General features: G+C 40.7%; 16 protein-coding genes. 11 read left to right on the top strand and 5 right to left on the bottom strand.

Translation table 11 applies throughout. The features are described 5' to 3' along the window. Positions 1 to 40 precede the first annotated feature (40 nt). Positions 41 to 622, top strand: a complete 582-nt coding sequence (locus FHW88_RS07005) for a hypothetical protein (RefSeq protein ID WP_176624155.1) — start codon at positions 41 to 43, stop codon at positions 620 to 622. 103 nt (positions 623 to 725) lie between these two features. Here the strand turns inward: FHW88_RS07005 and FHW88_RS07010 are convergent, their stop codons facing one another. Together FHW88_RS07010 and FHW88_RS07015 are read right to left on the bottom strand one after the other, a co-directional pair. Then, positions 726 to 1,496, bottom strand: a complete 771-nt coding sequence (locus tag FHW88_RS07010) for a DNA-formamidopyrimidine glycosylase family protein (RefSeq protein ID WP_176624157.1) — start codon at positions 1,494 to 1,496, stop codon at positions 726 to 728. Between the two features lie 45 nt (positions 1,497 to 1,541). Next, positions 1,542 to 2,597 carry a winged helix DNA-binding domain-containing protein gene (locus tag FHW88_RS07015; RefSeq protein ID WP_176624159.1) on the bottom strand — a complete coding sequence of 352 codons (1,056 nt, stop codon included), beginning with the start codon at positions 2,595 to 2,597 and terminating at the stop codon, positions 1,542 to 1,544. A 110-nt stretch (positions 2,598 to 2,707) separates the two neighbouring features. Here FHW88_RS07015 and FHW88_RS07020 point away from each other — a divergent pair, with 110 nt between their 5' ends. Together FHW88_RS07020 and FHW88_RS07025 are read left to right on the top strand one after the other, a co-directional pair. Further along, on the top strand, positions 2,708 to 3,028 hold the full coding sequence (locus FHW88_RS07020) for a hypothetical protein (RefSeq protein ID WP_176624161.1): 321 nt from the start codon (positions 2,708 to 2,710) through the stop codon (positions 3,026 to 3,028). Between the two features lie 20 nt (positions 3,029 to 3,048). Then, positions 3,049 to 3,195 (top strand): hypothetical protein, encoded by a 147-nt coding sequence (locus FHW88_RS07025; RefSeq protein ID WP_176622197.1) that lies wholly within the window; start codon positions 3,049 to 3,051, stop codon positions 3,193 to 3,195. A 57-nt stretch (positions 3,196 to 3,252) separates the two neighbouring features. Here FHW88_RS07025 and FHW88_RS07030 read toward each other — a convergent pair whose 3' ends face one another. After that, a complete protein-coding gene (locus FHW88_RS07030) occupies positions 3,253 to 4,881 on the bottom strand; it encodes a gliding motility protein RemB (protein ID WP_218117136.1) in 1,629 nt (542 codons plus the stop codon). A gap of 360 nt (positions 4,882 to 5,241) precedes the next feature. Between FHW88_RS07030 and FHW88_RS07035 the strand changes: the two genes are divergently transcribed. Further along, positions 5,242 to 8,265, top strand: coding sequence for a DUF2723 domain-containing protein (locus tag FHW88_RS07035; RefSeq protein WP_176624164.1), 3,024 nt, complete (start codon positions 5,242 to 5,244; stop codon positions 8,263 to 8,265). A gap of 348 nt (positions 8,266 to 8,613) precedes the next feature. After that, positions 8,614 to 9,033: a hypothetical protein gene (locus FHW88_RS07040; RefSeq protein WP_176624166.1), complete on the top strand. Its 420-nt coding sequence runs from the start codon at positions 8,614 to 8,616 to the stop codon at positions 9,031 to 9,033. A gap of 388 nt (positions 9,034 to 9,421) precedes the next feature. Here the strand turns inward: FHW88_RS07040 and FHW88_RS07045 are convergent, their stop codons facing one another. Then, the gene (locus FHW88_RS07045; protein WP_176624168.1) at positions 9,422 to 9,925 is read right to left on the bottom strand and encodes a hypothetical protein; all 504 of its coding nucleotides are present in this window, start codon (positions 9,923 to 9,925) and stop codon (positions 9,422 to 9,424) included. A 117-nt stretch (positions 9,926 to 10,042) separates the two neighbouring features. On the opposite strand from FHW88_RS07045, the gene FHW88_RS30385 reads away from it, so the two are divergent. From FHW88_RS30385 to FHW88_RS07075, 6 genes are all read left to right on the top strand, one after another. Then, entirely contained in the window at positions 10,043 to 10,252 is a 210-nt protein-coding gene (locus FHW88_RS30385; protein ID WP_410505618.1) for a DUF2569 family protein, read from the top strand. 263 nt (positions 10,253 to 10,515) lie between these two features. After that, positions 10,516 to 11,763: a Pycsar system effector family protein gene (locus tag FHW88_RS07055; protein WP_176624172.1), complete on the top strand. Its 1,248-nt coding sequence runs from the start codon at positions 10,516 to 10,518 to the stop codon at positions 11,761 to 11,763. A gap of 36 nt (positions 11,764 to 11,799) precedes the next feature. Further along, a complete protein-coding gene (gene ppk1 / locus FHW88_RS07060; RefSeq protein WP_176624174.1) occupies positions 11,800 to 13,836 on the top strand; it encodes a polyphosphate kinase 1 in 2,037 nt (678 codons plus the stop codon). Next, on the top strand, positions 13,833 to 14,729 hold the full coding sequence (locus tag FHW88_RS07065; protein ID WP_218117137.1) for an SdiA-regulated domain-containing protein: 897 nt from the start codon (positions 13,833 to 13,835) through the stop codon (positions 14,727 to 14,729). Before ppk1 ends, FHW88_RS07065 begins: the two co-directional genes overlap by 4 nt. A 50-nt stretch (positions 14,730 to 14,779) precedes the next feature. Next, the gene (locus FHW88_RS07070) at positions 14,780 to 18,385 is read left to right on the top strand and encodes a BamA/TamA family outer membrane protein (protein ID WP_176624176.1); all 3,606 of its coding nucleotides are present in this window, start codon (positions 14,780 to 14,782) and stop codon (positions 18,383 to 18,385) included. Between the two features lie 21 nt (positions 18,386 to 18,406). Continuing rightward, positions 18,407 to 20,764 carry a GAF domain-containing protein gene (locus FHW88_RS07075; protein ID WP_176624178.1) on the top strand — a complete coding sequence of 786 codons (2,358 nt, stop codon included), beginning with the start codon at positions 18,407 to 18,409 and terminating at the stop codon, positions 20,762 to 20,764. A 62-nt stretch (positions 20,765 to 20,826) separates the two neighbouring features. Here FHW88_RS07075 and FHW88_RS07080 read toward each other — a convergent pair whose 3' ends face one another. Then, entirely contained in the window at positions 20,827 to 21,375 is a 549-nt protein-coding gene (locus FHW88_RS07080; protein ID WP_176624180.1) for a GNAT family N-acetyltransferase, read from the bottom strand. Positions 21,376 to 21,383: the final 8 nt, after the last annotated feature.

The raw sequence follows: 21,383 nt of genomic DNA on the forward strand, positions 1-21,383 counted from the left end.
ACTATCGTCTACCTTACAAATCCATCTAAAGCTTATTGTTATGTTCAAATCGATATTCTCCCGAAATTCTGTAAAACTCTTTGCCTTATGTTTTTTATGCTTTGTTGCCGTTAGCGTATCCGCCCAGGATAAAACCAAAACGATAGGCAACAAACCCAGAAGCGGCTCATCCAATAATACCTTTGATGCTGTTAAAGGTGCGCAGGTTGGTATTGAAATGAATGCTGGTAAAAAGCAGGTACAATTACTTACGCTGAACTTTCATACTCAAAACCGATCAAGCGATAGCATTCCTTTTAAAGTAAATGTTTACCAAATGGCCGGGAAGTTTCCAAATGAAGCTAATTTGGTTAAAGACGAAATAAAAGGCTATATTAAAAAATACGACAATGTGGAAAACCATCAATTAACCACTGTCGACCTATCGCCATACAATGTTAAAGTGGCCGGTGATATTGTGGTTTCTATTGAATTTTTGACAACTAAAACCAACTCCAACGTTGGATTTGCCTGCGGCCTATTTTACGGCGGTACCTTCCATAAGGATGGTGAAACCCAACCCTGGAAGAAGATTCCGATTGTTGGTGTTGATTTTAATGTACTGGTGAAAAAGTTGAAGTAGATACCCCTCCAGATCTTCTCTAAAGGGGAGCCTTTTGAGCATTGCGCTCATTAAACGAGCGCAGCAAAATACGCTAAATACTCTTCTTTAAACCCTGCGAGATTTACTCGAACAATTCCTGCTCATCAGTATAATATGTTTTCCGCGATGCTTCGTTAATTATGATCGCGGCGCCTGTTGGGCTGTGTTTTTTCTTTGAATTGTGAATATCCATGAAATCACGAACTTCACCGTTAATGATGTCGGGGTTTGATTTAAGGATATTTTGTTCTGCATCTTCCAATACCGATTTTATTGCCTTAACCAGGTCTTTCAGTTTGGCCTCCGGTATTTTACTGCTTATGGAGAACGGAGAAATGCGGGCGTGCCATAAAATCTCATCGGCGTATGCATTGCCGATGCCTCTCATGATCTTTTGATCAAGCAGTACAGTTTTAATATTGGTTTTTGTTTTTGCCAGGCGCTTTTTTAAATATTCAGCATCGGCATCAAGCGCGTCGGGGACATCCTTTTTTTCGGGGTCGAGGGTAGGTGTTGCTATTCCCTGGAAATCTGTAAGTACTAATCCGCTGCCATCATCAAAGTGCAGCTCGATGATGCTGTACTTGTTTTCGTTTTTGGTATCGAATAAAAACAGTTTACCGTGCAACATCAGGTGCAGACCCAGTACATCGCCCTTGCTAAATTTAATATGCAGTTCCTTCCCTTCACGATATACTTTTTCGAGCTTTTGCCCGCTTAATACCTCGTTTAATTCGTGTACGCTAACATTTAGTTTTTTAGCGTTAGGTACTTCTATTTTTTTAACGGTTTTACCTGCAAGTATTTTTTGCAGGTTATGGCTAAAAGCCTGCAGATCGGGTAGTTCGGGCATAATATGTTGTTTTTATAAGTAACTTGTTGATGTAGTTAATGTTTGTTATCCGACACCATTAAACTTTTTAAAACGTTGTATGGCGCTTTCAATAGACTGGTTTTGAGCCTTATTTAGTTTGTTAAATGGTTTGAGCTCAATATCAATATTCTTTTTGCCCATATTCCGGCTCCAGTTGCCAACCACCTGGTTGTTGACCATTATAGTTGGGAAAAAAGTAATAGCCCCCATTTTATCCCGAAACCTGGCCGGTATCATGGCATCGCGATTTTTATAAGCTATAATTAACTCATCGTAGACAGGCAGAAGGTAAGCTCCTGTTTTTTTTGCTGTACTGAAATCGATATCAGCATCCATCCAATAGCTTACCCCTTCAATGATTATATTACTTAGCCGGCCTTTATTTATTTCGGTCCCGGTTTTGGCATCGGCAACTGTAAGGCCGCTCCAATGTACAAAATCATTTATTGTAGCGGGGGCATGGCTTGTAAAATACCGCAAAACCAAACGAGCTACCGCCTCGTCACGATCTATGGCCGGTGTTACAGGTGCCCGTTCGTCGAGCAGAGCATAGGTGAACTGTTTGCCCTGCCTTGCCCCGCTGCAAATTAACTGCTCCAGTTCGGCTTTCATCAGTAATATGGTAAGCCTGAGATCGTCGGTAGCTATGTTTGCCTTATTTAGCGCAGCGGCAATTTCGGTACGGGTTAGTTGTTTGCCACCCTGCAAGGCTTTTGTAAACACATCAAAGCTTTTATTAAAAATTGCATCGGTAACCTCCTGCTTTTTATACATGGCGGCATTACCGGCATTAATTCGTGGTGCGGTAAGGCTAAGCGTCCAGCGGATATCCTGAGGTAAAACAAAATGCCAGGTTGGTCTTAGTACATGGGTGCGCAATATAGTTCCGGTTGTTATAGCCTTTTCTACCATTTTATCCGCAGGTGATAGCATCCGTAAACCAATTGCCCATTTTGCATGCGTGTATTCCTGCGCCTGCATGGCGCACATATATCCAACCACATCTTCAGGTTTTTTAAATTTATCGTGATTAAGATGCTGGTTATAAACCCGCAGGCTGGCAATATCAGGCTTGGTCATATTGATGCTTTTGAATGCTGTTCAAAATAAATATATGGTTATGACAGCAGTTTGTCAGTAGGGTAGAAATAAAAAGTTTCTTTTGTAATTTGGGCTTTCTTTTATAATAAATGAAAAAACTATTTCTTTTGTGCTGTATAACTGCTGTTATCATTGTTTGTGTAGTTGCACGGGTAACAAAGTATAATCAGTTTCACGATGCCGAAATTAACGGTAAGCTGGAATCTGTTTATCGCAACAGAGACTATGTTATGATTTCCGTTAATGGCGAAGAATTTCGTATCATTCCTGTTTCATTAAGTACAACGGCCAACTTCGATGAGGTTGCTAAGGTTGGTGATACTATATCAAAAATGGCTGGCAGTGACAAGTTCAATTTGATACATGAAGAAGATGAAGTGTTTTTGTATACGGTTAGAAAATACTGGTAAAATAAATTTTGATATCGATTTTGAACAGGATAGAGCCTAATTATTTTGCAGGTGGGCTGGTGGTTGGCACAGCTATCGGTTTGGCTTTACATAGCCTTGCTGTGGGTATAGCAATTGGTGTAGCCGTCGGGGTATCTGTAGGCTCAAGAAAAAAGAAAAGGGAGTAAAGATTCTCTGGTTTATAGCCTTACAAAGGTTTTAAACTTCGTAAGGCTTTTTATCGATTAAAAATCGTGATATAAATTTCTGAATGAGCTTCTTATTCCGAAGGTGATCATGGTGTTTTTTGAATCTTTCTGATCGTTTTTTTCCTGGCGGTACAATGCGCCAAGTTCCAGGCGTAAATTATACTTTGGGTTAAGTATGTAAGCAACAGTTCCTTCACCATAATAAAGCTGTGTGCTTATACCCTGGCCTATGGTAGTTGTAGTATTTACCGAAGGTATAAAAGGCTTGATAATTATTTTGCCGTTATTTTCAGTCTTTATGGCATCAAGTCCATATTTGGCATAATTAAGTTGCCCCTGGAAATCAAACCGGCCAACCGAATAATTCAAAATACCCAAAAGTTCCCTGAAGTTTGCTCCGTAAGGGTGGGCCAGAGGATCGCCATAAAATGAATAACTGCTTATTGACTGCTGGTTGCTGTAAGTGTATGGCTTAACAGTGTTATATTCAAATAGATAGTTTAACCTTTTAACTTTAAAAATATCTGCGCCACGGATACCCAATTGCCAGCCGTTGGTGTTATCGGTACTGTTGCCCGAAAAGAAATCGCTGCCTTTGAACCTGTCGAACATGATCTGTCCGTACAGGGCAGCTTTATCAAAAATCTTGTATTTGGCATTGAACCCTAAAAATACGTTATCCTTTTTGTTCCCGCCCGGGCCCAATGAGCTTGCAAATAAAATAGGGTTTACAAAATTGGCGTCAAAGCCTGCCCGGTTGCCCTGGTTATCAGCTTCGGGAGCTATCAGGGCGTTAAACATACCAAACGAGGCGCGTTTGGTTATATTCCAGTCAATATAATGGAATAAAGCCCATTTGCGGCGGTTACTTCCAAAACTGTCAAATTTTTGTGCAACATTATTGAGGTCTTCAATATAGGCCCACGCTACCATATAACGTACGGGGCCAAGGTCGGCTGTAAGCCTGAGAAGCGGCATATTGGCGGCAAAGTCAGATAAGAGCACCGACCGGTACCCGTCACCAATAAACATTTTATCTTCGCCTAATGTAATATTCAGTTTTTTTGTTACTGAATAGGAGAGTATTGCAGTTACGTACGACCAATCTTGTGAGTTGCGTGGTTGGCCTGTATACTTCCTGGCATATGCCTGGCCGGGTATAAAACCATTGGTATTAACATAGTTGTTATAATACGATACAAACTTGGCCGAATTTTCAAAACCGCTTGTGTAGAATGAAAATTTGCTGCCTACTGTTCCCCCAATTTGATAGCCACGTACATTTAAGTTGGTCGAATTACTGTTAGTGAAATCCCTGCCGGCCTGCAGATCAGTAATATAGTCGGCATAAAAGGTATATTCTTTTGCTTTTACGTCAAAAAGGTGTTCATTAAATAATTTACGCCCGCCCCAGGTTTTGCGGTCTTTAACACCAACATTCATTACCGAATCATAGGTATGCAAAATGGTGCTGTCAATTAAAAAAGGACGCAATGAAGTATGGACCGAGTTTTTTACAGAATAAATATCCGAATTGAACTTTTGATACAACTGGTATGAATTAGGTAAATAAACTGATTGAGCTTTTGCTAATTGCGATGTAAATAAGGCAATTACAGCTATGATAAATGTTTTTCGAAAGCTTAGGAAGTAGAGTTTTTGCATTACAACAAAATAAGTATTAATTGTTCTAAGTTAAAAATTTCATTGGTAAATAAGGATATATACATACATGCCCCGCAGGTTGTTTCTGATATATTAAAATTATGCAAATTGATTTGGACATTGATACCTGGTTAACCGTTCATAATCATTGAATTAATTATTCAATAAAGCAGGTTTATAGTTATTAAATAAATGGATTGAAATATGCCTGTTCGTGGAGATCGGTAAATAAAATTTCTTTAATCCCAGTACTTCAAAAAGTTAATTAATGTTAAATTTTGTCACGTGCAGGTGTTTTTTTTAAATAAGTTATAAAAATCATGATATTTGCCGCGCTATTAAATCAATTGATATTATTAAATGCAGTACAAAAAAATCAATAACCTGTTAGGCTGGCTTTGTTTTGTTATAGCCTCAATAACCTATATTTTAACATTAGAGCCGTCTGTAAGCTTTTGGGATTGCGGCGAATTTATTTCATGTGCCTACCGTTTACAGGTAGCCCACCAGCCTGGTTACCCGGTTTTTGCCATGATAGGCAAGGTTTTGTCGTTATTGTCATTTGGCGATAACACTAAAGTGCCTTTCTTTACTAATATGGGGTCGGCATTGGCCAGTGGTGCAACTATTATGTTTTTATTTTGGACAATTACTGCTTTTGCCAAAAAACTGATGGTTGAAAAACGAGATGAGGCTATTGACGGTTATAAATTATATGTAATTATGGGGGCCGGCCTTGTTGGTGCCCTGGCCTTCACATATACCGATACGTTTTGGTTTTCGGCTGTCGAAACCATTGTATTTGCCCTGTCATCACTATGTACCGCAATTGTATTTTGGGCAATTCTTAAATGGGATGAGCACGCCGACGAACCCGGTGCTGATAAATGGATTGTTTTTATAGCTTATGTTATCGGTTTATCCATAGGGATCCACCTGTTAAACCTTTTGACTATACCGGCCATCGCAATGGTTTACTATTTCCGCCGAGCCAAAAATATTACCGTTGGCAATAGCATCCTGACTTTTTTGGCAGGGGTAGTGATTCTTGGCCTGGTACAATACGGCATCAGGGGATATACCATTAAGTTTGCGGCTTATTTCGATCTTTTCTTTGTCAACTCTTTAGGAATGGGCTTTGGAACCGGAGCATTCTTTTTCATCCTGCTGATAGTTGTTGCACTGGTATTGGGGATCCTGTACAGCATCCGCAAAAAGAAGCCTGCGTTAAACCTGGCTTTACTTTGCGTTGCATTTATATACTTTGGATATGGCTCATTCGCTTATATACCTATTCGTGCAACTGCTAATACTAATTTAAATAACTCACATCCTGATAACGCTTTTACGCTTTACGGTTATTTAAATCGTATTCAATATGGCGAAGTGCCTTTGCTAACCGGCCCTATGTATGATTCGCAGGTTACTGATCAAAAACAGGGGAGTATCATTTACCGCAAAGGCAAAACCAAATATGAAAATGCAGGTCGTAAAACTGATTATGTATATGACCATACTACAGCCTTGCCACGTATGTACAGCACCGATCCTAACGATGTACAGTTTTACAAGCAATGGCTAAGGATTCCCGAAGGGCAGGCCCCAACCATGGGCGATAACCTGAAATGGATGTTCAGCTGGCAAATGTACCAGATGTACTGGCGTTACTTTTTCTGGAACTTTGTTGGCCGTTATAACGATGCCGACGGACAAACCAGCACCGAAGGTATTGATGGTAACTGGACAACAGGTTTGTTTGATGGTGGCAAACATCTGCCAAAATCAGTAACTGCAGCTACTACTTATACTCCGCTATATGCCCTGCCACTAATAATTGGTTTAATAGGTTTGTTTTTTCATGTTAACCGCCGTAGTAAAGACGCATTGATTGTTGGCTTGCTATTTTTCTTCACAGGCTTGGCCATTGTTTTATATGTAAACCAGGCATCAGTACAGCCGCGTGAGCGTGATTACTCATACGTAGGCTCATTTTATGCCTTTGCCATATGGATAGGCCTTGGTGTAATAGCCATTGCCGAATTTGGCCGCAAATATATCGACGCTAAAATGGCCGCTATCGGTTCAACCGTGATTGGTTTATTGGTTTGTCCGGTACTTTTGGCTGCCAAAGAATGGGGTAACCATGACCGCTCAACCAAAATGACGCCGCATGACATGGCCTACAATTACCTCATCTCATGCCCGCCGAATGCTATTTTATTTACTTATGGTGATAACGATACCTACTCGTTATGGTACGACCAGGAGGTTGAAGGCATCCGCCCAGATGTGCGGATTGTAAACCTCAGCTTGTTTACCGGCGACTGGTATATCCGCCAGATGCAGAAAAAAATGAACGCTTCTGAACCTTTGCCTATTACCATGCCTTTTGATAAATATAAGGAAGGGGTGAGGGATGTTATTTACTTTAACGATCAGAAACTGCCCGGTTATCAGGATATTAAAGAGGTGTTTGATTTCATTACTTCTGATGACAAAGCTACGCAGGTGCAATATCAAAGCGGAGAATATGGTAACTATTTGCCAACCAAAAATCTGAAAGTTACTATTAATCCTGATGAGGTAGTTGCCAACGGCGTAGTAAAAGCCGATCAGAAAGATAAGCTGGCAACCGCCATGGAGTGGAAATATACCTCAAATTATGTAACCAAAGAGAATTTGGCCATGTTTGATATCCTGGCGCACAACCACTGGAAACGCCCTATCTGCTTTACCACCACCATTGGTAACGAAAACCTGATAGGTTTACAGCCTTACCTGTACAAAGAAGGTTTTACCTACCACCTGATACCGTTTAAACCGGATACAGCTTTGCATGACCAGTTAAGCAAAACCAATACCGATGTAATGTATGATAACGTGATGAACAAGTTTAAATTCGGCAAGTTCAAAACAGCCAAATATCTTGATCATGAGTCGACTTCGATGTTTTACCCGGTAATGGTAACCACTTTCCTTGACCTGGCTCAAAACCTTGTTCAGGAAGGCAAAAACGATAAAGCGTTAAAAGTTGTTCAAAAATATGATGCTGAATTACCTGATATTTACCCGTATGTTGATGTTGCAGGTCGCAAATTGTATTTAACCCAATTGGCGTATCAGCTTCATGATGTGGTGCTGGGTAATAAACTGGCAGGCAATATCGATAACTACCTTACTGATCAGTTGGATTACAACGCGTACCTGCTTAGCCAGGATGTAAACAGCATTAACGGCCGGGACGTACAGATAGGTATGCAGGTATTGAACGGTTTGGTGCAGTTTACCAAAGACAATCATCAAACGGCACTTGCCACCAAATTTGAAAACCAGTTAAAGGGTTACGAATCAAAATTCCGTGCTGTATTAGGCGGGGGACAATAGTAGTCCTTGATAATATTTATTGATAAAGCCATCCCGGTTGGGGTGGCTTTGTTGGTTTTGCGGGAAGCGTTCAGCATAAAGCTATCTTGCTATAATAATTTCTTTTCTGGAATTTTGGTCCTTTTTATAAGTGGCATTTATATTATTTTAGTATTTTTGAATGGATGATTTCATATCCTAATCACTGTGCTTGACCATCGTTCCAATAAAGTCTACGTCGATATAAAACATTTTGCTGACATGTCATTGGATTGAAGTTAAGAATCCTTGTTTGTGGTTTAGTTGATAAATAGTGAGCTGGAAAAGTTAGATTCTAAACAACAAGTTTTTATTTTGAATATAGCATTTATGAAAATTTATCAGAATGACGACAGCTTGGTGCATTGTGCCATAGATTTTAAGCATTTCAAAAAAGAGCACCAGATATCCCGACAATATTTTACAGAGTCCTTTTGGAGCGATGGAGAAGCAGGAACCTCTATTTTAAATTACAATATTTTTTTTTCGCTCAAGAATCAAAATACCAACGATTATTTTATAAGATATGAAAGGCGGCTTGTTCTAAGGTGTTTAATTGAAGATATAAATAAGGATACATATGATATTATCAAAATTAAGGAAGCCATGAACAATTCAATTGCGATATTCCTTGAGCAAACTCCCTTATCTTCATACGGCGAATTTGATTTTACGCCTATGCCTTTCAGCGAGATGGAAAGACTCAGGGAGAAAACGAGTATTGAACGCTTAAAGGGAATTAACTCATAATATATTAATCGTTAAATAATGATCGAAAAGTAAGATTTTAAAGTAATGAGTATATTATTTCTCTGATGTGAATTTGATAATTGTTTGCAATTGAGTATTTTAATAGTCTATAACCATAAAGTGAAAGCAAATTTTCATGACTTAACTATAATACAGGAAGTTGTTCCAAAGCTATCGTAGGAGAAGAACAGATCAAGAATTTTATACGATACCAAGATGATAAGAGCGCAAAAAGATAGGACGATACCCCTAACGCTATTTTAGTGCATCCCGTTTTAGGAATTAAGCAAACCCTACAGATGTCTAAAGCGGGCGTGCTTAATTTGTTTCAACTTTCATATAAAGTTAATGTAAATATTTGTTGTGTCTACTGTGTTAATTAATCATATTACATGGCCACAGAGTAATCACCATGAGAAGATCCAACCCATGCGCCGTCTGTGTACCACTGATAATTAACAGAAAAGTAAACAACGTTGCCGCGAGTAGCAATGTTGAATACCGTGGCATGAACGGTTGTGCTACCGCTAAATTCTACATATGAATTTAAAGTGACATTAGCCCATCCATTATTTAATGTCACAGTAGCTACAAACATTATAGACGGGCTAACATAGGATGGGGATACCACGCCCGGATTATTTATGGGCACTGCTGTTAGGTTTACAGTCTTTGTAATTTCGCTGAAATTAGCTGTAAGCCTAGAAGGAATATTTCGTGGTGAACCGTATTCTCGAAGAAGTTCGGTGTCTGAAATACGACTTACTTCAATCGCCCCTCTCTTTATAAACTTTTTCGTTGGAATAGTGAAGTTTTCCCCATTCTTAAATGAAGAAAGAGGCAACAAATTGATCAAAATCGCCAATAATAAAACTGGTTTGAGGTTTTTCATGATTTGATAATTAAGGTTTGTAGATAAATATTGTTATTTAACTAATATAAATAAAAAAATAGATTAATAGAAATATTCCATTTTATTTCTATTAACTATACTAAGTTGTCAGCAAATTTGAATGCAGGGATGAATAGCAGTAAACTTGCGGAATCTGCGCTTGGTCCGCTTTTACGATCAGCTGTTATGGCGGCTATCTGGATTCCGTATTTTAAAAAGTCATCACGTGTTCAAGAAACCTTCATTGTACCGCATCCATCTTATAACTACAGTTATGAAGGCCCCGGGTTACAGAGGAAGCGACATCTTGAATTAGTTGATTATTAAAGGAAGGGTCTTTAATAGTTGATTATTTAGCTTTTGATATAGTTTTTCGGCGTTTCACGATATATCGCCACTTAGCTGTGTATATGGAAGGTCAAAGTATTGAAATTCAGCTGTATGTTTGCGTGGCATACGGTTTGTTAATGTAAGAGCAACCATTTTCTTGCCTTTTGCATAAACAATGCCCGATAAATGATGTTCTCCCCGGCATAGCTGCAAATAGGTATTTTTAAAAAATTGATTTACTTTTAACAACAAAAACTACGATGAAATTTCAACCGCTGTTAGAACAGGTAAAACAGTACGTTATATCCTATTTTGATGTACATCATGATCCCGATTTAATTTATCATAACCTGAGGCATACTAAAGATGTTGTTGCAGCGGCCACACAGATAGCTAACCACTATCAGTTAAGTGATGAAGATTTTTTTGTAGTGATCTCCGCTTCCTGGTTTCACGATACGGGGTACTTCACCGATAAAAAAGATCACGAATCAAAAAGTGTTGCGCTGGCTACACATTTTCTTAAACAGCATAAAGTTGAGCAAGCTTTTATCGATAAGGTATCCGGCTGTATTTTGGCAACCAAAATGCCGCAAAGCCCTGCCGATTTATTGCAACAGATCATCTGCGATGCAGATTTGTTTCATTTAGGTACAGATGATTTTCGCGATAAAAACAAGTTGTTGCGCAAAGAGATGGAAGCCATCAAAAAGCATGATATTGATAAGGATGAATGGCGCAACTACAACATCGAATTTTTGCAGGGACACGAATACTATACTGATTATTGCCGACTGCTGCTTAACGATCAAAAACATAAAAACCTGCAAAAACTGATAGAAAAGCAGGCTGATGTGGAAGTGAAGGAAACACCGGAAATTCTTATAGCTGATGCAGGTGGGGACGCTGTCATCACGCACGAAAAAGAGAAGGATAAAGACAAAGACCACGATGATGATCACGGTGGTAAAAAACATAAGAATGACAGGCCCGACCGCGGTATCGAAACAATGTTCAGGATCAGCTCCAGCAACCATCAGCGTTTAAGCGATATGGCCGATAATAAAGCCCATATTATGATCACGGTTAACTCTATCATCCTTTCGGCAATTATCAGTTTGGTGCTGCGTAAGCTTGATGAGCATTCAAATTTGTTGATCCCAACTTTCATGCTCCTGTCGGTTAGTTTGGCTACTATGATCTTCTCCATACTTTCAACCCGTCCGTCAATTCCGCCGGGTTTGTTTACACCCGAGGATATCAATAAAAAAACAGTTAACCTGTTGTTTTTCGGTAACTTCTACCGTATGTCATACCAGGATTACAGCGACGGTATGGAGAAAATGATGGAAGACCGCGAGTTTCTGTACGGCAGCTTAATCCGCGATAACTATTCGCAGGGTGTTGTACTTGGCAAAAAATACAGGTTGCTCAGGGCATCGTACAATATATTCATGTTTGGCCTTATCGTATCGGTAGTAGCATTCATCATATCTTCATTACTGTAGGCGGTCGGGGTACTGCCAAAAACAAAATCTACGCCTATGGAATACTCATTTTTCGACAGGGACCTGAGCTGGTTACTTTTCAATGAACGCATATTGATGGAGGCCGAAAGTGAAGAGCTCCCTGTAATGGAAAGGGTAAATTTTCTTGCTATATTCTCATCCAACCTCGACGAATTTTATCGCGTGCGGATGCCGGTGGTAATGGCATTGCACAAGCTTAACCTGCTTAATAAAACCGATGAAAGCGAGGATGTGCTATATAAAGCCCAGCAACTGGTAGAAGCTCAGCAAAATCGGTTTGGGAAGGTTTTTACAGACAGACTTATTCCGTTGTTAAAAGAAAATAATGTAAACCTGTTGTTCAATGAGCGTATTCCTGCTTCTATAGCCGATAGAGTGAGCGACTATTTTTACAGCCAGGTACTTGCCTTTCTGCAACCTATTGACCTGGTAGGCGGTAAAAAACAATTCTTCCCCGAAAATAACCGGCTATACTTTTTAGTGAACCTTGGTTTGGATAAGAAGAAGGAAAGGTCAGTGATCCTCAATATTCCGTCGAACCAGTTGCCGCGATTTTTTAGTGTTAACGAAGATGGTAAACAATACATCATTTTCCTGGATGACATTGTGCGGTACAATCTCGGCAAGATCTTCAAAACCGAAGAAATAAAAGGCTGTTACAGCTTCAAAATAACCCGCGACGCTGAGCTTGAACTTAAAGATGATTATGACGGTGATGTTCAGGAGCAGATAGAAAAACAATTGCTAAAACGTGATCTGGGTTTGGCAACGCGTTTTTTGCATCAGCCGGGTATCCCGCTGCGCATATTGCATTTAATTGAAGATAAGCTGGGCGTACAGGGATCAAGCGTTGTTGAAGGTGGCTTTTATCATAACCTTAAAGATTTAATGAGTTTGCCGGTAGGTATTCCATCATTAAAATATACCAAATGGCCGCCATTGGTAAACCGGCAGATCAGCGCAGACGAATCCATATTTGATTATATAGATAAAGGCGATTGTATTTTTCATGCGCCTTATCAATCCTATAACTCCATTCTTCGCTTTTTTAACGAGGCAGCTATCGACGAAAACGTTGAGGAAATCTCCGTAACGCTTTACCGCGTAGCCAGCGATTCGCGGATTGTAAACGCGCTGATCAGTGCTGCCCAAAGCGGTAAAAAAGTGAGGGTACTGGTTGAGCTAAAAGCCCGTTTTGATGAAGCCAACAATATCAAATGGGCTAAAAAGCTAAAAGCAGCCGGTGCCAATATCATTTACAGTGATAAGGCCATAAAAGTACACGCCAAAGTTGGCCTTGTAAAGCGCCTTGTTGACGGCCGCGTTAAATATGCCGGACTTTTAGCAACAGGTAATTTTAACGAAACTACAGCTGCTTTTTATACCGATCATATCATGATGACGGCCAATCCGCAATTGCTGCGCGAAATGGACCTGCTGTTCATCTACCTTGCTAAAAAAGCAAAATCGGCCGAGGGATATGATATTGATTTTAAATACCTGCTGGTGGCTCAATTTAATTTGCAATCAAAGTTTATTGAGCTTATTGACAGGGAAATTGAGCAGGCCCGTAAAGGGAAGCCGGCAGGGATCACCATAAAGCTCAATAACCTGGAAGAGCGGGTATTGATTGGCAAACTCTACGAAGCGTCGCAGGCGGGGGTGAAGATCAGGATGATTGTACGTAGTATTTGCTGCCTGATCCCCGGAGTACCAGGCATGAGCGAAAATATTACCATAAGGCGTATTGTTGACCGATACCTGGAACATGGGCGTATTTTTATATTCCACAATGGTGGTAATCAAGAGGTATTTATGGGTTCGGCCGATTGGATGAACCGTAATATTTATCGTCGTATTGAGGTTTGTTTTCCGGTTTATGATGAACGTATCAGGAACGAGGTAATAGCCATGCTTGATATTCAACTGGCCGATAATGTGCAGGCCGTAAATTTAAATGAACAATTGCAAAACATAAGGGTTGATAAAACTGAACCGCAGGTACAATCGCAGCGCGCCATTTATGAACTTTTACAGCAAAAAAAAATATGACAGGGTTTAAAAAACAAGATGCTAAACGTGCAATGACCCTTTATGTAGCCGGCATGCTTGCCGTGGCCGTAGTTTTTTTGATCATCTCTTGTAAAAATAAAGAAAAGGCAATCCCTGCCAGTCCGACGGGATACGACCTTAATAATCCTGTTAAATATAAAATGCCCGAAGATCTCACCGAAATCTCTGGTTTTGCCTTTCACAATGGTAAAAATGATTCGGTTTATGCCGAGCAGGACGAAGAAGGCTTTTTGTTTAACCTGAAACTGGGTGATAAAAAAGCTAACTATACCAAGTTTGGCAAAAGCGGTGACTATGAGGATGTGGCCATTTGCCGTGAACAGGTGATCATGTTAAAAAGCGATGGTACGTTATTTACTTTTCCGTTTAGCCAGGTTAGGACTAAAGAAGTAACCAACGTACAAAAAACTAAAGGCCAGCTGCCCGAAGGGGAATTTGAAGCTATGTGTGCCGATGAAAAGACCAGCCTGGTTTACGTGCTTTGCAAACATTGCGCCGATGAAAAAACATCCAAAAGCAGCAGCGGCTATATTTTGAAAATCCAGGCAGACGGGACCCTGAAGCAGGCCGGCAGTTTTGCAATAGATGTTAAGGAAATTGAGCGGTTGGCTGATAAAAAGCGTGTACCGTTCCGCCCTTCGGCAATGGCGAAAAATACATTTACCAATGAATGGTATATCCTTTCGTCGGTAAATAAGATGCTGATAGTTACCGATATTAACTGGGAAGTAAAAAATGTTTATCCTTTAAGTGTTACCATATTCGGACAGCCCGAAGGTATGGCATTTGATAACCAGCGCAACCTGTATATCTCCAACGAGGGCGATCAGTTAAGTGCAGGCAATATATTGAAATTCAGCTTTAAGAAATAGCTCTTTAAAGCACTCATAACACAAATAAATATACATCTCAACCAAACCTCATGATTAAAAAACTACCCTTGCTGTTTGTTTTATTATTGGGCATGCTAAAGGCCGAGGCCCAGGATTCGGTACAGTACAGGATGATCCTTATTGGCGATGCCGGCGAAATAGATCTGCAGCAAAGTGCCGTTTTGAAACATGCCGCTGCCAATATTCTTAAAAATAAAACTTCGGTATTTTATCTGGGCGATAATATCTATCCACGGGGAATGGGTTTGCCGGGTAGTTCTGAAGAAGCCGAAACTAAAAAGATCCTGCAATCGCAATATCTACCTATGCGCGCCACCGGTGCGCCTGTTTACTTTATACCGGGTAATCATGACTGGGACAAGATGGGCCCGCTTGGTTTAGCTAAAATAAAACGCCAGTGGGCGTTTTTGGATCAGCAGGGCGATAAGCTGCTTAAAATGGTGCCCGAAAACGGCTGCCCCGATCCGGTTGAGATCAACCTTACCAATGACCTTACCGTAATAGCTTTTGACAGCGAATGGTGGTTATATCCATTCAATAAAAGTAACCCCGGCGCCGAGTGCGATTGTAAAAACAAAGATGACATTGCCGATAAGATCAAGCTGATCTTTGAGCGCAATAAAGATAAAGTGATCATCTTGGCATCGCACCATCCGTTTCAAAGTTATGGAACGCATGGCGGCTATTTTTCACTTAAGGATCACATTTTTCCGCTTACCGTAGCAAATAAAGACCTTTGGGTGCCCTTGCCCGTAATTGGTTCGCTTTACCCGTTTTTGCGCTCTACATTTTCAAATCCCGAAGATCTGGGACATCCCTTGTATAAAGATATGATCAAAAAGGTGGATGCTGTTTTTGGAAGTTTTCCAAACCTGATCCACGTGGCGGGTCATGAGCATGGCTTGCAATTCATTAAAAGTAAACAGGTGCAGGTGGTTAGCGGCGCTGGTGCCAAGCAAACCTACGCCATTAAAGGCAAATACTCACTTTTTGCTGACGCTACGCAAGGCTACGTAACTGCCGATCTGCTGATAGATAAACGGGTGCGTTTCACGTATTATATCGACAGTGATAAAGGTGTTAAACAGGTGTTTACGTATACGCAGCCTTATACATCTGTAAAAAATGTCCCTGATACGCTGCACACGCCTATTAAGGCAGATAGCATAATGGTTAGGGTCCATCCGAAATACGATAGCGTAAGCAATTTTCACCGTCGCTGGTTTGGCGAAAACTACCGTAAGGAGTGGGCTGCCGAAACTAAGCTGCCTGTGATAAGGCTGTCACAAATTCATGGCGGATTAAAGGCCGAAAGCATTGGCGGCGGGTTCCAAACACACTCGCTTCGTTTAATTGATAAGGATGGGAAGGAGTGGGTGCTGCGCAGTGTTGAGAAACAGCCCGAAAAGATTTTGCCCGACGAATTCCAGGAGACCTTTGCTAAAGATTGGGTTAATGATGCCATGAGCGCCCAGCACCCGTTTTCGGCGTTGATAGTACCACCGCTGGCCGATGCCGCCCGTGTGCCGCATGCCAACCCGATAATCGGTGTGGTATCGGCTGATCCTGTTTTAGGTCAATATGCAAATATTTTTGCCAATAAAGTTTGTTTGCTTGAAGAACGCGAACCAGGTGGCAAATCCGATAATACCGTGAAGATGATCGGTAAAATGCTGGAGGATAATGATAATACAGTAGATGGCGACGAATTTTTACGTGCCCGCCTGCTCGATTTGCTTATTGGCGACTGGGACAGGCACGGCGACCAGTGGCGCTGGCGCGATGAGGATAAAGGGAAAGGCAAGTTTTATACCGCCGTTCCGCGCGACCGCGATCAGGTATTTTACACCAACCAGGGTGTATTGCCAACCATAGCAGCGCAGCCATGGGTAGCGCCGAACCTGCAGGGCTTTAGCGGTGAGATCTACAGCGTAAAATATTCCTTATGGAAAACCATGTTTATGCAACGGTGGCCATCGGTACAATACAGTCATGAACAATGGACCAAAATTGTGAATGATTTTGTCGCTGCCGAAACTGACGACGTATTGGAAGCCGGTTTAAGGCGCCTGCCCGAATCATCGTATAAATTAAGGCATGATGTATTGCTAAAGCAACTGAAAGAACGGCGCGCTAATATCCCGGCCGAAATGGAGTATTACTACAAATTCATCAATAAAATAGTTGATATCCACACTTCAAATAAAAATGAGCTGGTAACGGTGAAAGATGAGCCTAATGGCAGTCTCAATGTGATCATCAATAAGATCAATAAAGATGGTGAGATTAAGGATACGCTCATGAACCAGAATTATCATCCTGATATTACCAAAGAGCTCCGCATTTATGTAAGCGGCGGCGATGATAAGGTAGTGCTTGATAATGCCACATCACCAATAAAACTGAGGTTTATCGATAGCACAGGCACCAAAACTTACAATATTGTAAAATCGCTTAACACGGTACAGCTTTATGACCGTGGCAAAAAGCTGAGTATAACTGGCGACGAATCAAGGGTTAACAAACACATAAGCAAGGATAGCGCTAATACGTCATACTTAAGAGTTAATCTGATGAATGTGATAGCGCCGCTGGCTAATATCTCTTACAACCCGGATGAGGGCGTATTGCTTGGAGCAGGTTTTAAATATACTCACCAGGAGGGTTTTCAAAAACTGCCTTACAACGATGTGCAAACAGTGTTTGCCAGTCACTCGTTCACAACAAAGGCTTTTAAGATTAAATATAACGGCGAGTGGATCCACGCTTTTGGCAAAGCCGACTTTTTGATGGATGCCCAGCTCGACTTTCCGGATAACATCAATTTTTTTGGCAGGGGCAACGAAACGCTGTTTGTTAAAGTTGGCGATTATCGCAAATATTATCGTACCCGCTTTGATAATTTTACCTTTAGCCCAGCCTTTAGGTGGCGTAATGAATCGGGAACTTCTGTAACGGTAGGTCCTGCTTTTCAGTACTATAAATTAGATGTTGATGACAATATCGGCCGATTTATTACATATCCGTTACTCACAAACGCGCCTGACAGTTATACCTTTGACAAAACAAAAATGCATGCCGGTATTGTTGTTAACTTTACCAGCGATAAACGCAACGATAAGGTGCTTCCGGCCTGGGGAAGTTTTGTAAATATTAAACTTCAGGAGTTTAATGGCTTAAATAATAACTCCACAAGTTTTGCCCAGCTTATACCCCAGGTTGCTTTGTACAAAAGCCTGAATGCCAAAAGCACTATTGTTTTGGCCGATAGGGTGGGCGGCGGCATTACCATCGGAAAAACCGCTTTTTATCAGTCGTTGTTTTTAGGCGGGCAAGATAATTTATTAGGTTACAGGCTTTATAGGTTTGCCGGTCAGCATAGTTTTTATAATAACCTGGAGCTGAGGATAAAATTGACTGATTTTGCCAGTTATATAGTTCCCGGCCAAATAGGCGTTATAGGATTTTATGATATAGGCCGTGTTTGGGAAAACGGGCAAAGCTCGGATAAATGGCACAACGGTACCGGTGCAGGCTTTTATGTAGCACCGGCAAGGTTAGCAGTTATCAAGATAATTGCCGCTTACTCTGAAGAAGGATGGTACCCTTATCTTTCAACAAGTTTCAGATTTTAATAAGGGTAAAACTTTAATTAAATGCACACGGAAGTACTCAATATAAGCAAAAACGAATGCACCATTTGTCAGGTTGAAACATGCCTTACATTTAACCCGTTCGTAGCACATTTAAAAGAACGGATTGCTACCGAAAAAACGCTCAAAAGCGAGTTCTATCGCTATGTTTTGGAACGTTTTGAGCATGATATATGTATTGACCTGGATATGCGGCCCACGGATGCCGAAAAATACAGGGAAATGCTGGAGCTCATTTACTCCATACTGACACCGCCAATAGCTAACGAAAAGGAATTTCACTGGGCGCTAAGCACACCTGTACCTGATAAGATATTTTTCAGTACAGAGGCTTTTTATGATTTCCATTCAAGTCATCATTCTAATTTATATGCGTTGAATGTATCCAAGAATGAAATGTTTAGCGACAGGCAAAAGCGGTTCATTTATAACCTGATCCTTGAGCGGATGTATGGCTTTTCGTCGGCAATTAAGAATGAATTGCTGTTTTCATACGAAGATCCTGAAACCGGTCTTTCAAGGTATTTTAATATCCAGACTGATGCCCGCTTCGTGGAAATTGAATTGAATGGCGAACTGCCTGAACTTAGCTTTGATACTATTGAACCCTATTTACATTCGCATACCAGCCTTGAGTTAATTGAAAAGGTAATACCGCTTAATATTTTTAAATTCAAGGGGTTCACAATAATTACGTTAACAGATGTAACGTTAACGCATGCACTTGAAAATATTCGTACTGAGCTTGTTAACCATTCGGCAAATGAGGATGAGCAATATGCGCACATCATCAGCTCGCTAAAATCCCTTGCCGAAAGCCCGGGCATTGAGTTTGGGTTGATGCCTTTTTTAACCATCAATAATGAGCCTATTTTTGATAACGACGAATGCTCCAGAAGTATCCTGCTTAAGGCCGCTAAAGATTTTAACCTTGCGGAAGAAACGTTTGACGCCATCATTGATGATTACAACCAGAACCCGAGGCCTATCTTTTTCAATTCCATTACCGACGAAAAGATAGGTAAATTCCCCTTTTTGCAGGTTTTGAAACAAGCCGGCATTAAATCTTACGGAATTTTCCCGGTGTACTACAATAAGAAAAATGTAGGCATCATGGAAGTGTTTTCATATAAAGAGATTGTTTTTTACGAAAAACTGCTCTCGAAATTACAGGCTACTATCCCGCTGATTGCCCAATTGCTGCAAAACAGCATCGATCAGTTTGAGGCCCGCATTTCAAGTGTTATCAAAAATAAATTTACCTCGTTGCAACCGTCGGTTCAATGGAAGTTTAATGAAGTGGCCTGGAATTATCTTAAGGAAAAAAGAAAGAGGAAAAAGAGCCCTGAAATTGAAACAGTATCATTCAGCCATGTTTACCCTTTATTTGGTGCGGTTGATATCCGTAACTCCACGGTTGAGCGTAACAGCGCCCTGCAGGAGGATTTGAAAAATCTGCTCACCATACTTATTGAAACGCTCGAGGTTTTAAATGAAAATATTCATTTAAGCCTTACCGGCAAGCTGGTATCTAAATGCGAAGAGTGGCTCGAACGCATCAGCGGTTATATTACTACCAATGATGAATTGATGCTGGATACTTTCCTTCATAACGAGATTAATCCTTTCCTGGAGCATTTCAGAAATAATTACCCTGCCGAAAGGGAAACTATTGACAGGTATTTTAATGCCATGAATGAGGAAACCGGCGCTTCGTTTGAAAACAGGCGCAACCTGGAAACCTCCATGCAGCTTATCAATACTTCTATCAACCAATACCTGGAGCAGGCTCAGACAGAAGTGCAGGAATCATTTCCCTGTTATTTTGAAAAATTCCGTACCGATGGGGTGGAATATGATATTTACATAGGGCAATCAATAGCGCCGCAACGCGTTTTCGATATGCTGTACCTTAAAAATATCCGTTTGTGGCAGTTACGATCAATGGCCGAGATAGCCCGGATGACAAACGACCTTGGCGATCAGCTTTCACGTCCTTTGCAAACCACGCACTTAATATTTATTCACTCAAACGCTATAGATATCAGTTTCAGAAACGATGAAAGGCGTTTTGACGTTGAGGGGGCCTATAATATCCGTTACGAGGTGGTAAAAAAGCGGATTGATAAAGTTTTAATAGCAGGAACTTTTGAACGCCTTACCCAGCCCGGCAAAATAGCCATGGTATATTTTAACCCAACAGAAGCTGCTGAATATGACGAGTACATCAGGTACCTGCAAGTACAGGGTTACTTGCTGGATGACCTGGAATATCTTGAACTGGAAGAGTTACAGGGCGTTACAGGCTTAAAAGCGTTAAGGGTTGGAGTTAATTATCAATTGCCGTTATTAAATAGCTAAAAGCCTAAGGCTGAAAGCTTAAAGCGACAAGAAATCAAATAAAGCAAAAAAAGCTTTCAGCCTTAGGCTTTCGGCTTTGAGCTTGATAAGATCGCTTTCCTCATTAATAAATCGGTTTGCTTATCGCTTCCCAGGGCAAATTCATGGCTGCTGAATACTTCAAAGCCATGTTTTTCATAAAAGGCAATTGCTTTTTGGTTGTGTTCCCAAACACCAAGCCAAACGTATTGCAGGTTTTTACCGGCGGCTTCTTTTAAGGTGAAATCAATAAATTGGTGGCCTATCTTTTTGCCGTGATGTTCGGCCAAAACATAGATCCGTTCTATTTCGACAGCATTAGGGTCCTGAAATTCTGTTTGGGCCGGACCGTAATTTAGCTTAAGATAGCCGGTTATCTCGCCGTTAGATATTGCAAAGTAAAAGTGTGAGTTTGGGTTGCTGAGTTCTGCTTGTATTTTTTGCGGCGTAAAAGCAACAGATGCATAAGCCTCAATATCTTCCGGTTTATTTAAATGGCCAAAAAAATCGAAAAATGTTTTTTTGCTTAAAGCCAGCAATACATCGGCATCGGCCAATGCCAGTTTTTGAATCGTTATAGTCCCGATAGTCATGAAGCAAA

This window comes from Mucilaginibacter sp. SG538B (assembly GCF_013376065.1).
GTDB lineage: Bacteria > Bacteroidota > Bacteroidia > Sphingobacteriales > Sphingobacteriaceae > Mucilaginibacter > Mucilaginibacter rubeus.

Bases quoted from the DNA above. Each gene is read 5' to 3' on its own strand.
- FHW88_RS07015 (WP_176624159.1), bottom strand. From the start codon at position 2,597: ATGACCAAGCCTGATATTGCCAGCCTGCGGGTTTATAACCAGCATCTT.
- FHW88_RS07005 (WP_176624155.1), top strand. From the start codon at position 41: ATGTTCAAATCGATATTCTCCCGAAATTCTGTAAAACTCTTTGCCTTA.
- ppk1 (WP_176624174.1), top strand. From the start codon at position 11,800: ATGGAATACTCATTTTTCGACAGGGACCTGAGCTGGTTACTTTTCAAT.
- FHW88_RS07040 (WP_176624166.1), top strand. From the start codon at position 8,614: ATGAAAATTTATCAGAATGACGACAGCTTGGTGCATTGTGCCATAGAT.
- FHW88_RS07045 (WP_176624168.1), bottom strand. From the start codon at position 9,925: ATGAAAAACCTCAAACCAGTTTTATTATTGGCGATTTTGATCAATTTG.
- FHW88_RS07065 (WP_218117137.1), top strand. From the start codon at position 13,833: ATGACAGGGTTTAAAAAACAAGATGCTAAACGTGCAATGACCCTTTAT.
- FHW88_RS07010 (WP_176624157.1), bottom strand. From the start codon at position 1,496: ATGCCCGAACTACCCGATCTGCAGGCTTTTAGCCATAACCTGCAAAAA.
- FHW88_RS07075 (WP_176624178.1), top strand. From the start codon at position 18,407: ATGCACACGGAAGTACTCAATATAAGCAAAAACGAATGCACCATTTGT.
- FHW88_RS07035 (WP_176624164.1), top strand. From the start codon at position 5,242: ATGCAGTACAAAAAAATCAATAACCTGTTAGGCTGGCTTTGTTTTGTT.
- FHW88_RS07070 (WP_176624176.1), top strand. From the start codon at position 14,780: ATGATTAAAAAACTACCCTTGCTGTTTGTTTTATTATTGGGCATGCTA.
- FHW88_RS07020 (WP_176624161.1), top strand. From the start codon at position 2,708: ATGAAAAAACTATTTCTTTTGTGCTGTATAACTGCTGTTATCATTGTT.
- FHW88_RS07030 (WP_218117136.1), bottom strand. From the start codon at position 4,881: ATGCAAAAACTCTACTTCCTAAGCTTTCGAAAAACATTTATCATAGCT.
- FHW88_RS07080 (WP_176624180.1), bottom strand. From the start codon at position 21,375: ATGACTATCGGGACTATAACGATTCAAAAACTGGCATTGGCCGATGCC.
- FHW88_RS07055 (WP_176624172.1), top strand. From the start codon at position 10,516: ATGAAATTTCAACCGCTGTTAGAACAGGTAAAACAGTACGTTATATCC.